The organism is Cellulomonas sp. B6, from assembly GCF_001462455.1.
Classification (GTDB): Bacteria; Actinomycetota; Actinomycetes; order Actinomycetales; family Cellulomonadaceae; genus Cellulomonas.
Window position 1 is genome coordinate 94,018 of record NZ_LNTD01000086.1, and the last position, 19,554, is coordinate 113,571.

Below are 19,554 nucleotides of genomic sequence, written 5' to 3' on the forward strand. Positions count from 1 at the left end.
GCGGTGCCGGGCGGTCGGCGACCGCCGGCGGTGTCATCGCACGAGGTAGATGATCGCGAACAGCGCGATCCACACGACGTCGACGAAGTGCCAGTAGATGGAGGTGACGATCGCGGTCGTCTCCTCGTGGTGGCCGAACCGCTTGGCGGCGAACGAGCGCCCCAGCAGGAAGAGGAAGGCGATGAGCCCGCCGACGACGTGCAGGCCGTGGAAGCCGGTCGCGAGGTAGAACACCGAGCCGTAGGGCGAGGACGAGATCGTCAGGCCGTGCTCGACGAGCTCCGCGTACTCGAAGATCTGGCCGCCGATGAAGACGGCGCCCATGACGTACGTCAGGGTCATCCACTCGTTCATGCCCCAGCGCCAGAACTGCACGATCGACCCGCTGCGGACGGGCTGCAGCCGCTCGGCCGCCCACACGCCCATCTGGCACGTCACCGACGACAGCACCAGGATCGTCGTGTTCGCGAACGCGAACGTGAGGTTGAGCTTCTCCGTCTGGACGGCCCACTCCTCGGGCACCGCCGCGCGCACCGTGAAGTACATGGCGAACAGGCCGGCGAAGAACATGAGCTCGCTGGCGAGCCAGACGATCGTGCCGACCGTCACCGGGTTGGGCCGGTTGACGGTCACACGGGGGACTGGGCGCGAGGCAGCCGTTGCGGTCGACACGCGAGCCATTATGGCTGACGAGTGCCGCGCATGGGTCGTTCGACCCACGTTGCGGAGCAGGGATATGTCACATCGTCACTTTCTCGTGACCTGCGGGCGCGGCCGGGTGGTCCGCCGCGTCGCGCGTGCGGCGGGCGCGGGCGCGGACGTGCCAAGATGCCCCTGGCACGTCGACGACGAGTGAGGGGCACCATGAGCACCGCCGACCCCGCGGCCCGCGGGCCGCGCATCCTGCTGTACAGCGACGACGTCGACGCACGCGAGCAGGTGCGTCTCGCGGTCGGCCGCCGGCTCGGGCGCGGCGAGCCCGACATCGAGTGGACCGAGGTCGCCACGGCCGACGCCGCGATCGCGGCGACCGAGGCCGGCGGACTCGACGTCCTCGTGCTCGACGGCGAGGCCGACAAGGTCGGTGGCCTCGGGCTGTGCCGCCAGCTCAAGGACGAGGTGTACGCGTGCCCGCCCGTCGTGGTGCTCACCGGCCGTCCGCAGGACGCCTGGCTCGCGTCGTGGTCGAACGCCGACGCGGTGGTGAGCCGGCCGTTCGACCCGGTCGTGCTGCACGCCGCGATCGCCGACATCGTGCACGCGGGCGCGTCCGGCCGATGACGGTCGGGACGACCTGGCCCGACCTGCTGACGTCGCTCGTGCGCGGCGAGGACCTCGACAGCGGGCGCGCCGCCTGGGCGATGGACCGCATCATGTCCGGCGAGGCGACGCCGTCGCAGGTCGCCGGCTTCCTCGTCGCGCTGCGCGCCAAGGGCGAGACGGTCGCAGAGCTCGCGGGCCTCGCGGACGTCATGCTCGAGCACGCGCACCGGTTCTCGGCGCCCGGCCGGTCGGTGGACGTCGTGGGGACGGGCGGCGACCGGCTCCACACCGTCAACATCTCGACGATGGCCGCCGTCGTCGTGGCCGGCACCGGGCTGACCGTCGTCAAGCACGGGAACCGGGCCGCGTCGTCCTCGACCGGCTCCGCCGACGTGCTGGAGGCCCTCGGGATCCGCCTCGACCTCCCGCTCGAGCGCGTCACCGCCCTGGCGTCCGAGGTCGGGATCACGTTCTGCTTCGCCGGGGCGTTCCACCCCTCGATGCGTCACGCGGGAGTCACGCGCCGCGACCTCGGGATCGCGACGGCGTTCAACTTCCTCGGGCCGCTCACCAACCCCGCCCAGCCGCAGTCCAGCGCGATCGGCGTCGCCGACGCGCGCATGGCCGGGCTCATCGCCGGTGTCCTCGCCGCGCGCGGAAGGTCGGCGCTGGTGTTCCGCGGCGAGCACGACGGGCTCGACGAGGTCGCCGCGACCGGAGCGACCCGGTTCTGGGAGGTCCGCGACGGCGACGTGCGGGAGGAGGTCGTCGACTGGGCGTCCGCCGGCGTGCGCCCCGTGACGGTCGACCAGCTGCGCGGCGGGGACGCCCGGCAGAACGCCGACGTCGTGCGCGCGCTCGTCGCGGGGGAGCACGGGCCGGTGCGTGACACGGTCGTGCTCAACGCCGCCGCCGCGCTCGTGGCCGACGGCACGCTCCCGGGCACCGCGCAGGGCACGCTCGTCGAGCGCCTCGTGGCGGGTGCGGGCCTGGCCGAGCGCTCGCTCGACGACGGTGCGAGCGCCGACGTGCTCGAGCGGTGGCGGGCGGCGGCCGCGGCCTGAGGGTGCCGGTGGGGCCGCACGACGCCGTCGGGCGGCGTGCGTGCGGCGCCGCCGATCCTCGCGGTCAGTCCTCGAGGCCCAGCGAGAACGCCTCCTCGAGGTCGTGGCGCGAGTAGGCGCGGAACGCGATGTAGGTCTGCGTGCGCAGCACGCCCTCGACCTTGCTCACCTTGTCGGCGATGACGTCGGCGAGGCTGTCGTGCTCGCGCACGCGGACCATCGCGATGAGGTCCACCTCGCCCGTGACGGAGTACACCTCGCTCACGCCCTCGATCTCGGCGGTCGCGGCGGCGACCTCGGGGATGCGGGCGGCGTCGCAGTCGATGAGGACGATGGCGGTCAGCATGCCGCCATCATGCCGTGCGCCGCGTGCCGGGCGCTGCCGTCCCCACGGTGTCGTCCAGCAAGGGGGCACCGGGAGCGGCCAGCGCGACCGAGACCGCCGCCGCCGCGTCCCGGACGGCCTGCGCGGACAGCACGGGCGAGGACCACTCGCCGTCGAGCTCGACGAGGCGGACGCCCGGCTGGTCGAGCCACGCGAGGAGCAGGTCCGTCTCCTCGGGGTGGGCCGCGGTGGCGGGCAGCGGCGGGGCCGCCACGTGCTCGCCGCCGGCCCGCAGGCTCGCGACGACGGGACGCGGGTCGGTCGTGCGGGGCACGACGGCCGTGCCGGCGAGGCGGCCGTACCGGACGAGGACGAGCTCCCACCCGCCCTCCTCGGTCCGCCGCGCGGCGACGAGCTCGCGGCACGCGGCCGCCCGCGCGTGCCGCTGCGCGCGTGCGGCGCCCCGCACGAACGCGGTCATGCGGTCGCGGACCGCTGCCGCCTCCTCGAACCGCTCCTGGACGACCAGCGTCCGGATGCGCGCGGCGTGCGCGTGGACGACGTCACGGGGGTCGCCGGCCATGGCACGACGCACGGCGGCCGACACGGGCGCGTACGCCTCGACGTCCTGACCGCCGGTGCAGGGTGCGCCGCAGCGCCCTACCTCGGCGAGCACGCACGCGGCTGCCCCGGAGGGCGCGACCGCCGGCAGGCGTCCGGTGCACTGCCGCACCGGGAACGTCGCGTGCAGCGCCTCGACCGCCTGCTGCGCGAGCGAGCGCGACGCGAACGGGCCGATGTGCGCGGTGCCGGAGCGCACGTCGCGCACCACGGACAGCCGGGGGTACGGCTCGTCGGTCAGGCGCACCCACGGCATGCGCTCGGGCGCGCGCGACCGGCGGTTGTACCGGGGTGCGTGCTCGGCGATGAGTCGCAGCTCGCGCACGCGCGCCTCGAGGGGAGAGGCGCACACCACCGGGTCGACGCGCTCGGCGAGCCGCACCATCTCCGTCATGCGGCCGCGCTTCTCCGCCGACGTGAAGTAGCTGCGCACGCGGCGGCGCAGCGACCTCGTCGACACGCCGACGTAGAGCACCTCGTCGCCCGGTCCGCGGAACAGGTACACGCCCGGCGCGTCGGGCAGGCCGTCGGCGAGAGTGCGGCGGCGGCGCACGTCGCCCGGGACGGGGTCGGCGGCGGTCGCGAGGTCCTCGAGGTGGGTCACGCCCCACGGTGCGAGCCGTCCCAGCAGCGCGTGCAGGACGTCGACGGTGGCGCGCGCGTCGGACAGGGCCCGGTGGTTGGGCGTCACCTGCGCGCCGAAGAGCGCCGCGAGCGTGCCGAGCTTGTGGTTCGGCGCCTCGTCGCGCGGCACGACGCGCCGCGCGAGCCGCACGGTGTCGACCACCTGGAAGCCGGGCCACGGGTGGTCGAGCCGGGCGGCGGCGGCGCGTAGGAACCCGACGTCGAACGGTGCGTTGTGCGCCACCAGGACGCTCCCGCGGGCGAACTCCAGGAACCCGGGCAGCACCTGCGCGATGGTCGGCGCGCCGATCAGCATCGACGTCGTGATGCCCGTGAGCACCTGGATGTAGGGGGGCACCGGACCGCCGGGGTCGACGAGGGTCTGGAACTCCCCGAGCACCTCGCCGCCCCGCACCTTGACCGCGCCGATCTCGGTGATCGAGTCCTCGGCCGCGCGGCCGCCGGTCGTCTCGAGGTCGACGACGACGAACGTCACGTCCTGCAGCGGCGTCCCGAGCTCGTCGAGGCCGAGCTGCACCGGGCGGGCTCCCGGCACCGGGGCGGTCGCGACGGGTTCCGCGGGACGCAGTCGCCGTGTCGTGGACATGCCCGCGACGGTACCGGCGGGATCCGACACGGCCGTGGTCGGCCCCGGTGGCGGGGCCGACCACGGCTGCGTCAGTGGTGCTGCTCGTCGGCGTACAGCGCCTCGACGTCGGCGGCGAAGTCCTTGAGCACCTCGTTGCGGCGCACGCTCAGCTTGGGCGTGAGGTAGCCGTCCGCGATCGTGAGGTCCCGGTCGAGGATGCGGTAGCGGCGGATCGACTCGGCACGGGACACGGCCTTGTTGGTGCGCTCGACCGCACGGTCGAGCGAGGCCAGCACGTCGGGGTCCTTGGCCGCCTCCTCGAGCGTCATGGCGGGCTTGCCGTGCGCCGTCAGCCAGCCGGGCACGCCCTCGGGGTCGAGCGTGATCAGCGCACCGATGAACGGTCGCTGGTCGCCCACGACGACGACCTGGCTCACGAGCGGGTGGCCGCGCAGCCGGTCCTCGAGGACGTTGGGGGCGACGTTCTTGCCGCCGGCCGTGACGATGATCTCCTTCTTGCGGCCGGTGATCCGCAGGAACCCCTCGTCGTCGATCGTGCCCAGGTCGCCCGTGCGGAACCAGCCGTCGTGCACGGCCTCGTCGGTGGCCTGCGGGTTGTCGTGGTACCCCCGGAAGACCTGGACGCCCTTGATCTCGACCTCGCCGTCGGCCGCGATGCGCAGCGCGGTCCCGGGCAGCGCGGGGCCCACGGTGCCGATCTTGGTGCGCTCGGGCAGGTTGACCGTCGCGGGCGCGGTCGTCTCCGTCAGGCCGTAGCCCTCGAGCACGCGGATGCCGGCGCCGCGGTAGAAGTGACCGAGGCGCTCGCCGAGCGGCGCGCCGCCCGAGATCGCCCACTCGACCTGCCCGCCCAGCACCTTGCGGAGCTTGGACAGCACCAGGACGTCGGCGACCTTGTGCTGCAGCCGCAGCCACGGGCTCGGCCCGTTCGGCGTGTCGAGCGCGCGCGAGTAGACGATCGACGTCTTCGCGGCGCGCTGGAAGATCCCGCCCTTGCCGCCCGCCGCGGCCTTCTGCTCGGCCGAGTTGTAGACCTTCTCGAACACGCGCGGCACGGACAGGATGAACGTGGGACGGAACGAGCCGATGCCCTCGACCAGCGTCTTGGTGTCAGGCCAGTGCCCGAGCACCGCGCCCGCCGGGATCGTCAGGACGTGCACGAACCGCGCGAACACGTGCGCGAGCGGCATGAACAGCAGCGTGCGCGCGTTCGGGGACTGGACGACGACGTTGAGCTTCTCGACCGAGTTGGTGGTCAGGACCGAGAAGTTGCCGTGCGTCAGCTCGACACCCTTGGGGCGGCCGGTCGTGCCCGACGTGTAGATGATCGTCGCGACGTCGTCGCGGGCCGCGAGCGTGCGCCGCCGCGCGATCTCGGCGTCCTCGACGTCACGTCCCGCCGCCACGAGCGTGGTGATCGCGCCGTCGTCCAGCACGAGGACCTCGCGCAGGGACGGGGCCTGGTCGGCCACCTCGGCGACGACGGCGGCGTGCGCGGGGGTCTCGACGACCAGGAGGCTCACGTCGGAGTCCGACAGGATCCACGCGACCTGCTCGGCCGACGAGGTCTCGTACAGCGGCACGGGGACGGCGCCGGCCGCCCACGTCGCCCAGTCGAGCAGCGACCACTCGTAGCGCGTGCGGGACATGATGCCCACGCGGTCGCCGGGCTGGACGCCGCGCGCGACCAGACCCTTGGCGGCGGCGAGGATCTCGGCCTCGTACTCGCGCGCGGTCAGCGGCTCCCAGGTGCCCTCGCTCCACCGTTCCACGAGGACCTTGTCGGGCGTGGAGCGCACCCGAGCCGCGAGCAGGTCGTTGAGGTTCTCGGAGGCCGGGACCTCGACGAGGAGCGGGCTGTGGGACTCGTCCATGCTGACTCCAGTGGCAGGGGGGCGAAGTGTGCCACGAGGATACGGGACGTCCGCCCCTGGTCACGGGCCCCGTGCGGGTGGTGTCGCGTGGTCGCGCGACCGCGCCGGCGGCGCGTGCACGCCTCGGCGCGGCGGGGCGGCCGTGGACGCGCTCCCGCCACCCTCGCGGTGCCAGTAGCGTGGGGGGCTGCGCGAGCGACGCGCACGGGCGAGGAGCAGGAGCGGACCAGGACATGCACGCCATCGGGGTCGACATCGGCGGGACGAAGATCGCGGCGGGCGTGGTCGACGAGGAGGGCACGATCCTGGCCCAGACGCGTCGCGACACCGACCCGGACGACGTCGCGAGCATCGACGCCGCGATCGCCGACGTCTACCGCGAGCTGTCCGCGTCCTACGAGGTCAAGGACGTCGGGCTCGCCGCGGCGGGGTTCGTCGCCGCCGACCGCTCGGGCGTGCTGTTCGCCCCGAACATCGCGTGGCGCGAGTACCCGCTGCGCGACAAGGTCGCCGCGCTCATCGGCGACCCCGACGTGCGGATCGTCGTCGAGAACGACGCCAACGCAGCGGGCTGGGCCGAGTTCCGGTTCGGCGTCGGCCGCGACGTCGAGGACATGGTCATGCTCACGCTCGGGACGGGCCTGGGCGGCGCGATCGTGATCAACGGTCGCCTCGTGCGCGGCGCGTGGGGCGTCGCGGCCGAGATCGGGCACATGCGCGTCGTGCCCGGCGGGCACTACTGCGGCTGCGGCCACGAGGGCTGCTGGGAGCAGTACGTGTCGGGCTCGGCGCTCGTGCGGGACGCGCAGGCCGTGGCCATCACGCAGCCCGACCGTGCGGCGGGTCTGCTCGAGCGTGCCGGCGGTCGTGCCGACAAGATCACGGGCCCGCTCGTGACGCTCGCCGCGCAGGAGGGCGACGAGCTCGCGGTCGACCTGCTGCGCGAGGTCGGGCGGTGGGTCGGCGAGGGTGCGGCGAGCGTCGCGGCCCTGCTCGACCCGCAGATGTTCGTCATCGGCGGGGGTGTCAGCGCGGCGGGCGACCTCGTGCTCGCGCCGGCGCGCAACGCGTTCGCCGAGCAGCTGTCCGCCCGTGGGCACCGACCCGAGGCCGCGATCGTGCTCGCCGACATGGGCAACGACGCCGGCATGGTCGGCGCCGCCGACCTGGCACGCGTCTGAGCAGGCGCCCGCGCGGCGCGCGGACCTCGTGGGCCGCGCGCGCTGCGGCGTGCCCGTCAGACGACCGCGCCGTCGCCGTCCGACGGCTCGCGGCGGTGCGGCATGCGCCACACGAGCACCGCGACGGCCACCACGAAGAGGCCGACGGCGGTCCGGACCAGGAGCGCGGGGGCGTCGCGCCACGCCACGACGACGACCAGCAGGAACAGCGGGACGCCGACGGCGGCCGTCCAGGCCATCGTGAGCAGCGGGTCGCCGCCCAGCACGGGGCCGGGGTCGGAGGGCACGAAGTGCTCGAGGTCGTCGACCTCGTTCTCCGCGGCGTCGTACTGCGCGGTCCCGTCCCAGTCGCGGCCAGCGAGCTCGGGCGGCGGCGTGGTGCCCTCGCGAGGGGGCGCCGGTGGGTCGTCGGGCTCGTCCCGGGGTGCCTGCCGGACCACCCGGGGCGGACGCGTGTCGTCGGCCTGGTCGACGTCGGTGAGCCGCGCGACCAGCGAGGCCCAGACCTCGTCGTCCGACGGCTCCGGGGCGCTCGGCGAGCCGCCGCGCTCCCCGTCGCGGAGCGCGGGGGAGCGGCCGTCGTCGGGGCCGCGGTCGGTGTGCGGGTCGCCCTGCGCACCCGTGGCGTCGTCGGCGCCGGCGTCGTCGTCGGGACGTGCGTCCATGGGAGCACTCTAGAGTCGGACCCGACGTTCCGGCCTTCCGCGGTCGGCGCCGGACGGCGAGCGAGGAGACACGTTGTTCTACTGGTTGATGAAGCGGGTGTTCGTGGGCCCGCTGCTGCGCCTGGTCTACCGACCCTGGGTGCGCGGTGCGCAGCACGTGCCCGCCGAGGGTGGCGCGATCCTCGCGAGCAACCACCTGGCCGTCATCGACTCGTTCTTCCTGCCGCTCGTGCTCGACCGGGAGATCGTGTTCATCGGCAAGCAGGAGTACTTCACCGGGCGCGGGCTCAAGGGCCGCATGACCGCGGGCTTCATGCGCGGCGTCGGCACCATCCCCGTGGACCGTGGCGGCGGCAAGGCCGGTGAGGCCGCGCTCCGCACGGGTCTGCGACGCCTCTCGGAGGGCGGGCTGTTCGGCATCTACCCCGAGGGCACGCGCAGCCCCGACGGGCGGCTGTACCGCGGCAAGACCGGCGTCGCGCGCCTCGCGCTCGAGTCCGGGGCGCCCGTCGTGCCGGTCGCGATGGTCGGCACGGACGTCGCGCAGCCGATGGGGCGGCGCATCCCGAAGGTCATGCGGATCGGGATCGTCATCGGCGAGCCGCTCGACTTCTCGCGCTACCGCGGGATGGAGAACGACCGCTTCATCCTGCGGTCGGTGACCGACGAGATCATGTACGCGATCATGAGCCTGTCGGGCCAGGAGTACGTCGACGTGTACGCGGCGACGCAGAAGGCGCGCATCGCCACCGGGCGGACCGCGTCCGACCCGGCGGCGGAACGGCTGCCGGCGGCGCCGGGCGGTCGCCCCGCTCCCGATGTCCAGGTTCCGGTACCGCCGGAGGACGAGGCCCCGACGTCAGTAGGATGACGCGGACCCGGACGTGCGCCGGGTCCGCGTGCGCTGCCGTGAGGTCGCGCACCCGTCGCGACCCGCGCGCCCGCGCGACGCCCGCCGGAGGACCTCGGTCCCGGCACGGGCTCGTCCGCAGGCTCCACGCTGGGCGCCGGCCGGGTGCGCACCGCGCGCCGCGTGCTTGCCAGTGCTCGACCTACGAGAGGTGTTCCCCATGTCGGTCCGTCGCGTCGCCCTCCTGACCGCCGGCGGTTTCGCTCCCTGCCTGTCGTCCGCCGTGGGTGGGCTCATCGAGCGCTACACCGAGATCGCCCCCGAGGTCGAGATCATCGCCTACCAGCACGGCTACCACGGCCTGCTGCTGGGCGAGAGCGTCACGATCACGCCCGAGGTCCGCGCCAAGGCCGGGGTCCTGCACCGCTTCGGCGGCTCGCCGATCGGCAACTCGCGCGTCAAGCTCACGAACGCCAAGGACTGCGTCAAGCGCGGCCTGGTCGCCGAGGGTCAGGACCCGCTGCAGGTCGCCGCGGAGCAGCTCAAGGCCGACGGCGTCGACGTGCTCCACACGATCGGCGGCGACGACACCAACACCACCGCAGCCGACCTGGCCGCGTACCTGCACGAGAACGGCTACGAGCTCACGGTCGTGGGCCTGCCCAAGACGATCGACAACGACGTGGTGCCGATCCGCCAGTCGCTCGGCGCGTGGACCGCGGCCGAGGAGGCCGCCGGGTTCGCCGCGAACATCATCGGCGAGCACCGCTCGGGCCCGCGCATGCTCATCGTCCACGAGGTCATGGGCCGGCACTGCGGGTGGCTGACGGCCGCCGCGGCCTCCGAGTACCGCAAGTGGCTCGACACGCAGGAGTGGGTCCCCGGCATCGGCCTGTCGCGCGAGCGCTGGGACGTGCACGCGGTCTTCCTGCCCGAGCTCGCGCTCGACATCGACGCCGAGGCCGCTCGCCTCAAGACCGTCATGGACTCCCAGGGGAACGTCAACATCTTCCTCTCCGAGGGTGCGGGCATGCACGAGATCGTCGAGCAGCTCGAGGCGGCCGGCGAGACCGTGGAGCGCGACCCGTTCGGCCACGTGAAGCTCGACACGATCAACCCGGGCCAGTGGTTCGCCAAGCAGTTCGCGGAGAAGCTCGGCGCCGAGAAGGTCATGGTGCAGAAGTCCGGCTACTACTCGCGTGCCGCCGCCGCGAACGCCGAGGACCTGCGCCTCATCAAGTCGATGACCGACCTGGCCGTCGAGTGCGCGCTGCGCGGCGAGTCCGGCGTGATCGGCCACGACGAGGAGAACGAGGACCGCCTGCGCGCGATCGAGTTCCCGCGGATCGCCGGTGGCAAGGCGTTCGACGTCACGCAGGGCTGGTTCGGCGAGCTGCTCGCGGACATCGGCCAGCCGCTCGTGCGGGCGAACCACTGATGAGCGTCGAGCCGGACCCGCAGGTCGTCGCGGGGCTCGACGCGTGGGAGCAGCTCCCCGCGGGTCAGCAGCCGCAGTGGCCGGACGCGGCGCAGGTGCGCCGCGTCCGGGACCGGCTCGCCGCGGTGCCGCCGCTCGTCTTCGCGGGCGAGTCGGACGCGCTGCGCGCCCAGCTCGCGGCCGCGCAGCGCGGTGAGGCGTTCGTGCTGCAAGGCGGCGACTGCGCCGAGACGTTCGCCGAGGCCACGGCCGACAACATCCGCAACAAGATCAAGACGATCCTGCAGATGGCGGTCGTGCTGACGTACGGCGCCAGCCTGCCGGTCGTGAAGATGGGCCGCATGGCGGGGCAGTACGCCAAGCCCCGGTCGTCCGACGTGGAGACGCGCGACGGCGTCACGCTGCCCGCGTTCCGCGGCGACATCATCAACGGCTTCGACTTCACGCCCGAGGCCCGCACGCCCGACCCGCAGCGGCTGCTCGAGGCGTACCACACGTCGGCCTCGACGCTGAACCTCATCCGCGCGTTCACGACCGGCGGCTTCGCGTCGCTGCTGCGCGTGCACGAGTGGAACCGCGGCTTCACCTCGAACCCCGCGTACTCGCGCTACGAGGAGATCGCGGCCGAGATCGACCGCGCCATCCGCTTCATGGCCGCGTGCGGCGCGGACTTCGAGGCGCTGCGCACGGTCGACTTCTACTCGGCGCACGAGGGTCTGCTGCTCGACTACGAGCGGCCCCTGACGCGCATCGACTCGCGCACCGGGCTGCCGTACGACTGCTCGGCGCACTTCGTGTGGATCGGGGAGCGGACGCGTCAGCTCGACGCCGCGCACGTGGACTTCTTCTCGCGCGTGCAGAACCCGCTCGGCGTGAAGCTCGGCCCGACCTCGACGGGCGACGACGCGATCGCGCTCATCGACAAGCTCAACCCCACGGGCGAGCCGGGGCGGCTGACGTTCGTCACGCGCATGGGTGCCGGCAAGGTCCGTGACCTGCTGCCCGCGCTGGTCGAGAAGGTGACGGCCGACGGCCGGCCCGTGACGTGGGTCTGCGACCCGATGCACGGCAACGGCATCACGTCGGCCACGGGCTACAAGACCCGTCGGTTCAGCGACGTCATGGACGAGGTCGCCGGGTTCTTCGAGGTGCACCGCGCGCTCGGCACCGTGCCGGGTGGGCTGCACGTCGAGCTCACGGGCGACGACGTGACCGAGGTGCTCGGCGGCACCGAGGAGATCGACGACGAGGGCCTGGCGCGCCGGTACGAGACGCTCGTCGACCCGCGTCTGAACCACCAGCAGTCGCTCGAGATGGCGTTCCAGGTGGTGGAGCTGCTCCGGCGCTCCTGACCCGCCTCACGTCGAGCGCCCCGTCACCGGTCGTCCGGTGGCGGGGCGCTCGTGCGTGCGCGGCCGGTCCGACGGGCGCCGTGCGTGCTCACCGCGGCCCGCGGCGAGCACGCACGCGCCGCCGTCAGACGACCGTGAGCGTGATCTCGGAGCCCTTGCGGACCTGCTCGCCCGTGGGCACGCTCTGCGAGCGCACGGTCCCGAACAGGCCGCCCAGCACGTTCTCGCGCTTCGCGGTGAGGCCGAGCGCCTCGAGCTCGGCCTTGGCCTTGTCGAACTGCTTGCCGGTGAGGTTCGGCATCTCGACGGTCTCGGGACCCTTGGAGACCTTGACCGTCACGACGTCGCCGCGGTGGGCCGTCGCACCCGCCGCCGGGGACTGCTCGACGATCCGCCCGGCGGGTACGGAGTCGTGGAAGACCTCCTCGCCGACCTCGACGCCCAGGGCGTCGGGCGCGAGCTGCTCCTGGGCCTGCTCGACCGTGATGTTGACGACCGACGTCACCGACACCGGGGCGGGACCGTCCGACAGCACGAGCACGACGGTCGCGCCTCGCTCCACCTGGGCGCCCGCCTCGGCGGGCGTGCCGTCGGGCAGCGTGGCGCTGAGGACGGCGCCCTTCGGCGCCTCGTCGTCGTGCACCGCGTCGCCGTAGTCCACGGCGAGGTCGGCGGCCTCGAGAGCAGCGGCCGCGTCGGCCTGCATCGCGCCGACCACGCCGTCGGGCACCGTGACGAGGTCCGGACCGCGTGACACCGTGAAGGTGACGGTGCCGTCCTTGCGGACGCGCTCACCCGGACCCGGGTCGGTCGCGACGACCTCTCCTTCCGGGACGTCGGGGTCGAACGCGTCCTCCCGGGTGTGCTCGAGCCCTGCGGCGTCGAACGCGGCGACCGCGTCGTCCGCGGACGACCCGACGACCGGCGGGACCTGGGTGTAGGCCCCGGGGCCGACCTGCAGGTACCACCACGTGCCGCCGCCGAGCAGCGCCGCGAGCGCCAGGACGGCGACGAGCAGCGGCCAGCGTCGGCGGCGTGGCGCCTCCGGCGTGGGTGCGGGCGCCTCGAGGACACCGAGGCCGATCGGCAGGGCCACCGTGCGACCGCGCTCGTGGGCGCCGACCGGGACGGCGACGGTCGCGTCGGCGTCGACGTGCTCGCGACCCTCCGGTGCGTCGTCGGTGTCCTCGTCGTCGCCCGGACCGGGGTCCGTCGCGGCAGGCAGGGCCACGCTCGGCGCGACGTCGGCCCGGCGCGCGAGCGTCGCGTCGTCGAGGGCCGCGCGCGTGCGGCGCACGAGCTGGAGCGCCGCGCCCGCGTCGGTGGGGCGGTCGTCGGGGTCCCGTGCGGCGAGCGCGCCGACCAGCTCGTCGACCTCCGACGGCAGCCACGTCACGAGCGACGACGGAGCGGGGATCTCGGAGTTGACGTGCTGGAACGCGACCTGGATGGGGGTCTCGCCGGTGAAGGGCTGCTGGCCGGCGAGCATCTCGAACAGCATGACGCCGACCGCGTAGACGTCGGTCCGTGCGTCGCTGGCGCCGCGCTGCACGAGCTCGGGTGCCAGGTAGGCGACCGTGCCGAGCAGCGTCCCGGTCGTCGTGGACGTCACCTCGGTGACGGCGCGCGCCAGGCCGAAGTCGGCGACGCGCACGCGGTCGTCCGACGCGATCAGGACGTTCTCGGGCTTCACGTCACGGTGGACCACGCCGCCCCGGTGGGCCGCGGCGAGCGCGTCGAGCACCGACTCGGTCACGCGCAGCGCCTCGCCGACGGTGAGCGCCCCCTGCTCCGCGACCCGGCGCCGCAGGTTCGACCCGTCGACGTACTCCATCGTCAGGTAGCTCGTCTCGCCGTCGACTCCCTGGTCGTAGACGCCGACGATGCCGGGGTGCGTGAGCCGGGCGGCGCTGCGCGCCTCGCGGCGGAACCGCGCGACGAACGCCCCTCCCGACGAGCCCTCCGCCAGGTGCGCGTGCATGACCTTGAGCGCGACCTCGCGGTCCAGACGTCGGTCGATCGCGAGGTAGACGGTCGCCATCCCGCCGCGCGCGATGCGCGAGACGATCTCGTACCGCCCGTCGACCAGGCGGCCGACGAGCGGATCGGTGACGGTGGCTCCCACGTGCCGAAGTCTACGGTCGGTGCTCACCGGATCCGGGGAACCGGTGCCGTCAGGAGTAGCGCGTCATGAGCGTCTGCACGTTCGCGACGTACCGGCGCGTGTCGGAGAACATGCCGTTGCGCTGCACCGAGCCGGAGCCCTGGTAGTACGACGCGATGGCGCGCGGCAGGTCGTCGTGCGTGCGCACCAGCGAGCGCAGGATCGCGACGCCGGCGGTGACGTTGTCGTCCGGGTCCAGCAGGTTCAACGGTCGGCCCACGAGCTGCGACGCCCACTCGCCGGACGACGGGATGACCTGCATGGTGCCGATCGCGTTCGCGGGGGAGACGGCGGTCTGGTCGAAGCCGGACTCCTGGAACGCGATCGCCTGCGCGAGCGCGGGGTCGACACCCATCGCGCGCGCCGTCGCGACGACCTTCGCCTGCATGTCGGCACGCGACGGCACGCCTGACGCGAGCAGGGCCGCCTTGTTCTCGTTGGCCGCACCGACGACCTGCGGCGAGTACGTCCGTCCGGCGAACGTGTTGCCGACGAGCTGCGTGCCGCCGGACGACGCGCCGCCGCCCGAGGTGGAGGTCGCGGCGGTGGCCGCAGGCGCCGCCGCGCCGGGCACGGCGAGGGTCTGGCCGGCGCGGATGAACGCGCGGCCGTCGAGGCCGTTGGCGGAGACGACGGCGGCCACGGTCGTGCCGTGCCGCTTCGCGATCGCTGCCACGGTGTCGCCGCTGCGGACCGTGTAGGTGCCGGCCGCGGGCGCCGCCGGCGCTGCGGGTGCCGGTGCGGGCGCGGTGGTCGGTGCGGTCGCCGCGGCTCCCGGGATCGTGAGGGTCTGGCCGGCGCGGATGAACGCGCGGGCGTCGAGGCCGTTGGCGGACACGACGGCGCCGACCGTGGTGCCGTGCCGCTGGGCGATGCTCGACACGGTGTCGCCGCTGCGGACGGTGTAGCTGCCGGCTGCGGGTGCTGCCGGTGCGGGTGCCGGTGCGGCGCTCGACGTGGTGCTCGGGATCGTGAGGGTCTGGCCGGCGCGGATGAACGCGCGGGCGTCGAGGCCGTTGGCGGACACGACGGCGGCGACCGTGGTGCCGTGCCGCTGGGCGATGCTCGACACGGTGTCGCCGCTGCGCACGGTGTAGCTGCCGGTCGTCGGCGCGGGAGTGGCGGGCTGGGCGGCCGGCGCCGTCTCCACGAGCCGCAGCACCTGGCCCGCGCGGATCCGCGAGGGGTCGGACAGCGCGTTGTCCGCGGCGATGCGGGCCGCGGTCGTGCCCGTCCGCTGAGCGATCGCGGTGAGGGTGTCGCCCTCACGCACGGTGTAGTCGGCGGCGTGGCCGGCGGTCCCGGTGGCGGCGAGCGCGACGGTCGCGAGCGCGAGCGTCGCGCCCGTGCCGGTCGTGACGCGCGCGGCGGTGCGCGGAGAAGGTGCGGACATGGCCCCCCCAGAGGCGGTGGTGGTCGTGCTGTCTCGGACGTGGGTCGCCCCGTCGCGACCGCGCTCGTCCGTGACGCATGGTGCTGGTGTGACAGGTGTGACGTAAGTCGACGCTAGACGACAACTGGCGTGGGGGAAACCCCGGAGGGTCGATGACGGCCCGTCTGCCCGCGACCCGTAGGCTGACCGGGTGAGTTCGACCACCGATCCCGACCAGCTCGTCGACAGCTGGCTGACCGTTCCCGACGTCGCCGAGCGGCTCGGGGTGGACCCGGGCAAGGTCCGCCGGCTGATCCAGGAGCGCAAGCTCGTGGGAGTCCGCCGCGGCACCCCTCCGGTGCAGAGCGTCCCTGCCGACTTCCTGGTCCCGGGGCACCTGGCCAACCCGGCCGCGCCCGATCGCCCGTCGGAGTCCCGCCCCTGGACGGTGCTCGCCGCGCTGCAGGGCACGCTGACGGTGCTCGCGGACGACGGCTTCAGCGACGCCGAGGCGATCGTGTGGCTCTTCCGGCACGAGGAGTCGCTCGGCACCAGCCCGATCGCGGCGTTGCGCGCGGGTCGCAAGACCGAGGTGCGCCGGGTGGCGCAGGCTCTGCTCTAGACGGCCCGCCCCCGACGCGGAGGGCGCCAGCAGGGTCGAGCGGACGAGCGGCGACGTCGTGCTGCGCGGGCGCCGGACGGTCCCGGCGGCGCTGTCGGCCCCGGCCGGTGCCGGTGCCGGTGTCAGGCCGAGCGCTCGACGGCGGCGCGTGCCAGCGCGACCAGCGTGCTGCGCGCGGGGTCGACCCACCCGCGCGCGTCGATCGCCGCGAAGGCCTGGGCGGTGAGCTCGGCGATGAGCCGCTCGACCTCGGCGACGGCACCGGTGCGGACCAGCACGTCGGTGAGCGCGGCGACGCCCTCGTCGTCGAGCGACGGGTCACCGACGCCGTGCGTGATCGCGGCGACGGCGGCGTCGTCGCCCGCGGCGGCCGCGAGGCCGAGAGCGCGTGCGACGAGCACCGTCCGCTTGCCCTCGCGCAGGTCGTCACCGGCGGGCTTGCCGGTGGTCGCGGGGTCGCCGAGCACGCCGAGCAGGTCGTCGCGCAGCTGGAACGCCTCGCCGAGCGGCAGGCCCACCGCGCGGCAGCCCTCGAGCGCGTCGGCGCCGGCACCCCCGAGCGCCGCGCCCAGCACGAGCGGGTGCTCGACGCTGTAGCGCGCCGACTTGGCCCGCACGACCTCCCGGGCGCGCCGCTCGTCGTCGGACGCGTCGCCCCACGGCATCGCCTGCGCGAGCAGGTCCAGGTACTGCCCGACGGTGACCTCCGTGCGCATGAGGTCGAACACCGCGCGCGCTGCGCGGGCGGCACCGGGCTCGACGTCCGCGAGGGCGGCCGACATCTCCTCCTCGCTCGCGACGAGCGCGAGGTCGCCGAGGAGGATCGCGGCGCCGTCGCCGAAGCGACGTGCCGAGCCCCGGTGGCCGGCGGTCGCGTGCTCCTCGGCGAACACCAGGTGCGCGGTCGGCCGACCCCGCCGCGTGGAGGAGTCGTCCATCACGTCGTCGTGGAAGAGCGCCGCGGCCTGGAACAGCTCGAGGGCGGCGCCGGCGCGCAGCACGGCCTGCTCGCCCGGTCCGCCCGGCTCGCCGCCGTGGGCGCGCCACGACCAGTAGCAGAACGCCGCACGCAGCCGCTTGCCGCCGCCGACCATGCGCTCCACCGCGTCGGCCAGGGGAGCGGCCTCGGGGCTCACGGCGGCGACCGTCCGGCGCAGGCGTACGACGTGCTGCGCGAGCGCGCCGTCGACACCCGCGCGCAGGTTCTCACGGTCCACGAGGGCGAGGGTCTCCGGGGGCACGGGCCCCACCCTAGGGGGCCGGTCGGGCCACCGTCCCGCCCAGCGTCATCGTGCGCGTGCCGTCGCGGTCGAGGATGCCGACGACGAGCAGCTCGGCGCCCTCGGTGCGCGAGAAGGTCGTCTGCGCCGCGAGCCCCGCCTCGGGCTGCGGCGGTGCGGACTCGGAGAAGCCCGCCGCGACGAGCGGGCCGCGCACGGCGTCGAGCAGGCCGGCGGCGTCCTGGTCCGTGCGCACGTTGAGGCTGATGCGCAGCGTGGCGTCGTCGACGGGCTCGGCCGAGGAGACCAGGACCTGGGCTCCCGGCGGCACCGGCACGAGGTCGGCCGGGAACTGCGCGGCGAGCTCGCCGACCGCGCTGTCGGCATCGCGCTCGGTGGTCAGCAGCGTCTCGCTCGGCGTCGGTGCGGGCGATGCGCTCGGTGACCCCGAGGTCGGGCCCGGGGCCGTGGTGGGCGCGCACGCGACGAGCCCGGCGCACAGCAGCGCGGCGAGCGCGGGACGGATCGGTCGCGGCACCGCGCCAGGGTAGCCGCAGCCGCTGGAGGACGGAGGTGTGTCGCAGTCCGACCGGCCCGCGACGCACCCCCAGCCCCTGGGTGCCGTCCGCGTCTCCACAGACTCACGTCGCGGGGCTCGTCACGTGGGGGCGTGGCGCTTGGGTGAGGACATGGAAACCGACGTCCTCCTGCTCGCCGAGCCGCGTGAGCTGCTCGCGCTCGTCCCGCACCTGCTGGGCTTCCATCCGCACGACAGCGCGGTCGTCGTGAGCCTGCGGGGAGCCCGGGGGCGGCTCGGCGTGGTCGCCCGCGTCGACCTCGACGACGTCGCCGACCAGCGGCACGGGCCGCAGGTGGCGCGCTCGCTCGCGGCTCACCTCGACCGTGACGGCGCTCGGCGTGCGGTCCTCGTCGTGTACTCCGACCCGGACGTGCCGGGGGCGAGCGGTCGCGTGCAGGCCGCCGCCTCGCACGTCGCCGAGGCCTTCGACGTGCCGTTCGGGGGAGTGGACGTCCTGCTGGTCGGTGGCGGCGGGTACCGCTGCCTCGACTGCGACGAGGCGTGCTGCCCGCCCGACGGGCACCCGCTCGACGACCTGCGCTCGACGCGTGCGAACGCCGAGATGGTCCTCGCGGGCTCCGTCGTGGCGCCGAGCAGGGGTGCGGTCGCGCGCATCCCGGCGGCGCCCGAGCCGGCCCGACGCGCCGCGGCGCGCGCTCGACGACGGCGGGCGGCGACGCACGCGAAGGCCGTCGCGACCGGGCCGGACGCGGTGGCGCGGTGGCGCCTGGAGCAGCTCGCGCTGTGGCGCAGGCTCGTCGCGGGGGCCACGGCGGCCCCGGGCGTCGGCCCGGCCCCCGCGCTCCTCGGCCGGCTCGAGGCCGGCCTGGCCGACCGCCGGGTGCGTGACGCCGTCCTGGTCGCACTGCTGCCCGGGACCGGCACGCTCGCCGAGCGTGCGTTGACGCGCGCCGGCCTCGACGAGGACGGCGAGGTGCGGGACGCGGTCGGACGCCTGGTGGATCCCGCGACGGCAGATGCGCCCGGCGACGACGTCCGCCCGGCCGAGTCCGTCCTGGAGGCCGTCGTCGCGCACGGCCGTCGACGCGGGCAGGCGCCCGCGCTGACGCTGCTGGGCCTGCTCGCCTGGTGGCGGGGTGACGGTGCGCGCGGGGGTCTGCTCGTCGACCGGGCGCTGACCGACGAGCCCGACTACCGGCTGGCCAGGCTGCTGCGCGGCGCGCTCGACGCCGGCCTCGCCCCCGGCTGGGTGACCCGTGGTCCATGACCGGCCGGCCCGAGGTCGTGGCACCGCCCGTGCTCCGGTAGCGTCACGCCCGAGGCCGCTGGGGTCCGGGAGGAGGATCGTCGATGGGGATCGTGGTCGGGTACCTGGCGACGCCGGAGGGCCGTGCCGCTCTGGACGCTGCGGTCGAGGAGGCTCGGCACCGGCACCTTCCCGTGGTCGTCGTGCTGAGCGTGCGTCCGGACGAGACCGAGGAGCGCCGGGCCGAGACCTCGACGGCGCTCGCGCAGGTCCGCGAGGAGCTGGACGCTCTGGGCGTCGAGCACGACGTGCGGATGCTCGACGGCGGGGACGTCGCCGACGACCTCATCGGCACGGCGGAGGAGGTCGGGGCGCAGCTGGTGGTGCTCGGGCTGCGTCGTCGCAGCCCGGTGGGCAAGCTCATCCTCGGCGCGAACGCCCAGCGGGTCCTGTTCGACGCGCCCTGCCCCGTGCTGACGGTCAAGCCCGCCGGCTGACGACCTCGTGCGGCGGGGCGGCGCC

18 protein-coding genes are annotated in these 19,554 nt (G+C 74.6%); 9 read left to right on the top strand and 9 right to left on the bottom strand.

The genetic code is table 11. The features are described from left to right. Nucleotides 1-33 precede the first annotated feature (33 nt). Nucleotides 34-681 carry a heme-copper oxidase subunit III gene (locus tag ATM99_RS08220; protein ID WP_082659444.1) on the bottom strand — a complete coding sequence of 216 codons (648 nt, stop codon included), beginning with the start codon at nt 679-681 and terminating at the stop codon, nt 34-36. A 183-nt stretch (nt 682-864) separates the two neighbouring features. On the opposite strand from ATM99_RS08220, the gene ATM99_RS08225 reads away from it, so the two are divergent. Together ATM99_RS08225 and trpD are read left to right on the top strand one after the other, a co-directional pair. Beyond that, the gene (locus tag ATM99_RS08225; RefSeq protein WP_062102416.1) at nt 865-1,281 is read left to right on the top strand and encodes a response regulator; all 417 of its coding nucleotides are present in this window, start codon (nt 865-867) and stop codon (nt 1,279-1,281) included. Beyond that, entirely contained in the window at nt 1,278-2,327 is a 1,050-nt protein-coding gene (gene trpD / locus ATM99_RS08230; RefSeq protein WP_062102417.1) for an anthranilate phosphoribosyltransferase, read from the top strand. Before ATM99_RS08225 ends, trpD begins: the two co-directional genes overlap by 4 nt. Nucleotides 2,328-2,391: 64 nt before the next feature. Here trpD and ATM99_RS08235 read toward each other — a convergent pair whose 3' ends face one another. The 3 genes from ATM99_RS08235 to ATM99_RS08245 form a co-directional block, all read right to left on the bottom strand. Next, on the bottom strand, nt 2,392-2,673 hold the full coding sequence (locus ATM99_RS08235) for an Lrp/AsnC family transcriptional regulator (protein WP_062102418.1): 282 nt from the start codon (nt 2,671-2,673) through the stop codon (nt 2,392-2,394). A 7-nt stretch (nt 2,674-2,680) separates the two neighbouring features. Further along, the gene (locus ATM99_RS08240; RefSeq protein WP_062102419.1) at nt 2,681-4,504 is read right to left on the bottom strand and encodes a DEDD exonuclease domain-containing protein; all 1,824 of its coding nucleotides are present in this window, start codon (nt 4,502-4,504) and stop codon (nt 2,681-2,683) included. A gap of 71 nt (nt 4,505-4,575) precedes the next feature. Next, complete coding sequence (locus ATM99_RS08245; RefSeq protein ID WP_062102420.1) at nt 4,576-6,381, bottom strand: long-chain fatty acid--CoA ligase; 1,806 nt, start codon at nt 6,379-6,381, stop codon at nt 4,576-4,578. A gap of 233 nt (nt 6,382-6,614) precedes the next feature. Here ATM99_RS08245 and ATM99_RS08250 point away from each other — a divergent pair, with 233 nt between their 5' ends. After that, a complete protein-coding gene (locus ATM99_RS08250) occupies nt 6,615-7,562 on the top strand; it encodes an ROK family glucokinase (protein ID WP_062102421.1) in 948 nt (315 codons plus the stop codon). Nucleotides 7,563-7,618: 56 nt separating this feature from the next. Here ATM99_RS08250 and ATM99_RS08255 read toward each other — a convergent pair whose 3' ends face one another. Further along, entirely contained in the window at nt 7,619-8,227 is a 609-nt protein-coding gene (locus tag ATM99_RS08255) for a hypothetical protein (protein ID WP_062102422.1), read from the bottom strand. Nucleotides 8,228-8,300: 73 nt separating this feature from the next. Between ATM99_RS08255 and ATM99_RS08260 the strand changes: the two genes are divergently transcribed. The 3 genes from ATM99_RS08260 to ATM99_RS08270 all read left to right on the top strand — a co-directional run bounded on the left by ATM99_RS08260 (nt 8,301) and on the right by ATM99_RS08270 (nt 11,867). Then, nucleotides 8,301-9,098 carry a 1-acyl-sn-glycerol-3-phosphate acyltransferase gene (locus ATM99_RS08260; protein WP_062102423.1) on the top strand — a complete coding sequence of 266 codons (798 nt, stop codon included), beginning with the start codon at nt 8,301-8,303 and terminating at the stop codon, nt 9,096-9,098. 199 nt (nt 9,099-9,297) lie between these two features. After that, the gene (locus ATM99_RS08265) at nt 9,298-10,515 is read left to right on the top strand and encodes a pyrophosphate--fructose-6-phosphate 1-phosphotransferase (protein ID WP_062102424.1); all 1,218 of its coding nucleotides are present in this window, start codon (nt 9,298-9,300) and stop codon (nt 10,513-10,515) included. Further along, nucleotides 10,515-11,867 carry a class II 3-deoxy-7-phosphoheptulonate synthase gene (locus ATM99_RS08270; RefSeq protein ID WP_062102425.1) on the top strand — a complete coding sequence of 451 codons (1,353 nt, stop codon included), beginning with the start codon at nt 10,515-10,517 and terminating at the stop codon, nt 11,865-11,867. Before ATM99_RS08265 ends, ATM99_RS08270 begins: the two co-directional genes overlap by 1 nt. Before the next feature lie 124 nt (nt 11,868-11,991). On the opposite strand, the gene pknB is transcribed toward ATM99_RS08270, so the two are convergent. Both pknB and ATM99_RS08280 read right to left on the bottom strand, forming a co-directional pair. Further along, nucleotides 11,992-13,992, bottom strand: coding sequence for a Stk1 family PASTA domain-containing Ser/Thr kinase (pknB, locus tag ATM99_RS08275; protein ID WP_062102426.1), 2,001 nt, complete (start codon nt 13,990-13,992; stop codon nt 11,992-11,994). A gap of 49 nt (nt 13,993-14,041) precedes the next feature. Next, nucleotides 14,042-15,424: a LysM peptidoglycan-binding domain-containing protein gene (locus ATM99_RS08280; RefSeq protein ID WP_062102427.1), complete on the bottom strand. Its 1,383-nt coding sequence runs from the start codon at nt 15,422-15,424 to the stop codon at nt 14,042-14,044. Nucleotides 15,425-15,614: 190 nt separating this feature from the next. Here ATM99_RS08280 and ATM99_RS08285 point away from each other — a divergent pair, with 190 nt between their 5' ends. Continuing rightward, nucleotides 15,615-16,025 (top strand): Rv2175c family DNA-binding protein, encoded by a 411-nt coding sequence (locus tag ATM99_RS08285; RefSeq protein ID WP_062102428.1) that lies wholly within the window; start codon nt 15,615-15,617, stop codon nt 16,023-16,025. 122 nt (nt 16,026-16,147) lie between these two features. Here ATM99_RS08285 and ATM99_RS08290 read toward each other — a convergent pair whose 3' ends face one another. Then, nucleotides 16,148-17,266: a polyprenyl synthetase family protein gene (locus ATM99_RS08290; protein ID WP_062102454.1), complete on the bottom strand. Its 1,119-nt coding sequence runs from the start codon at nt 17,264-17,266 to the stop codon at nt 16,148-16,150. A 10-nt stretch (nt 17,267-17,276) separates the two neighbouring features. Continuing rightward, entirely contained in the window at nt 17,277-17,783 is a 507-nt protein-coding gene (locus ATM99_RS08295) for a hypothetical protein (RefSeq protein ID WP_062102429.1), read from the bottom strand. Between the two features lie 151 nt (nt 17,784-17,934). On the opposite strand from ATM99_RS08295, the gene ATM99_RS08300 reads away from it, so the two are divergent. Together ATM99_RS08300 and ATM99_RS08305 are read left to right on the top strand one after the other, a co-directional pair. Then, nucleotides 17,935-19,053 carry a DUF4192 domain-containing protein gene (locus tag ATM99_RS08300; RefSeq protein ID WP_062102430.1) on the top strand — a complete coding sequence of 373 codons (1,119 nt, stop codon included), beginning with the start codon at nt 17,935-17,937 and terminating at the stop codon, nt 19,051-19,053. A gap of 83 nt (nt 19,054-19,136) precedes the next feature. After that, entirely contained in the window at nt 19,137-19,529 is a 393-nt protein-coding gene (locus tag ATM99_RS08305) for a universal stress protein (protein ID WP_062102431.1), read from the top strand. Nucleotides 19,530-19,554: the final 25 nt, after the last annotated feature.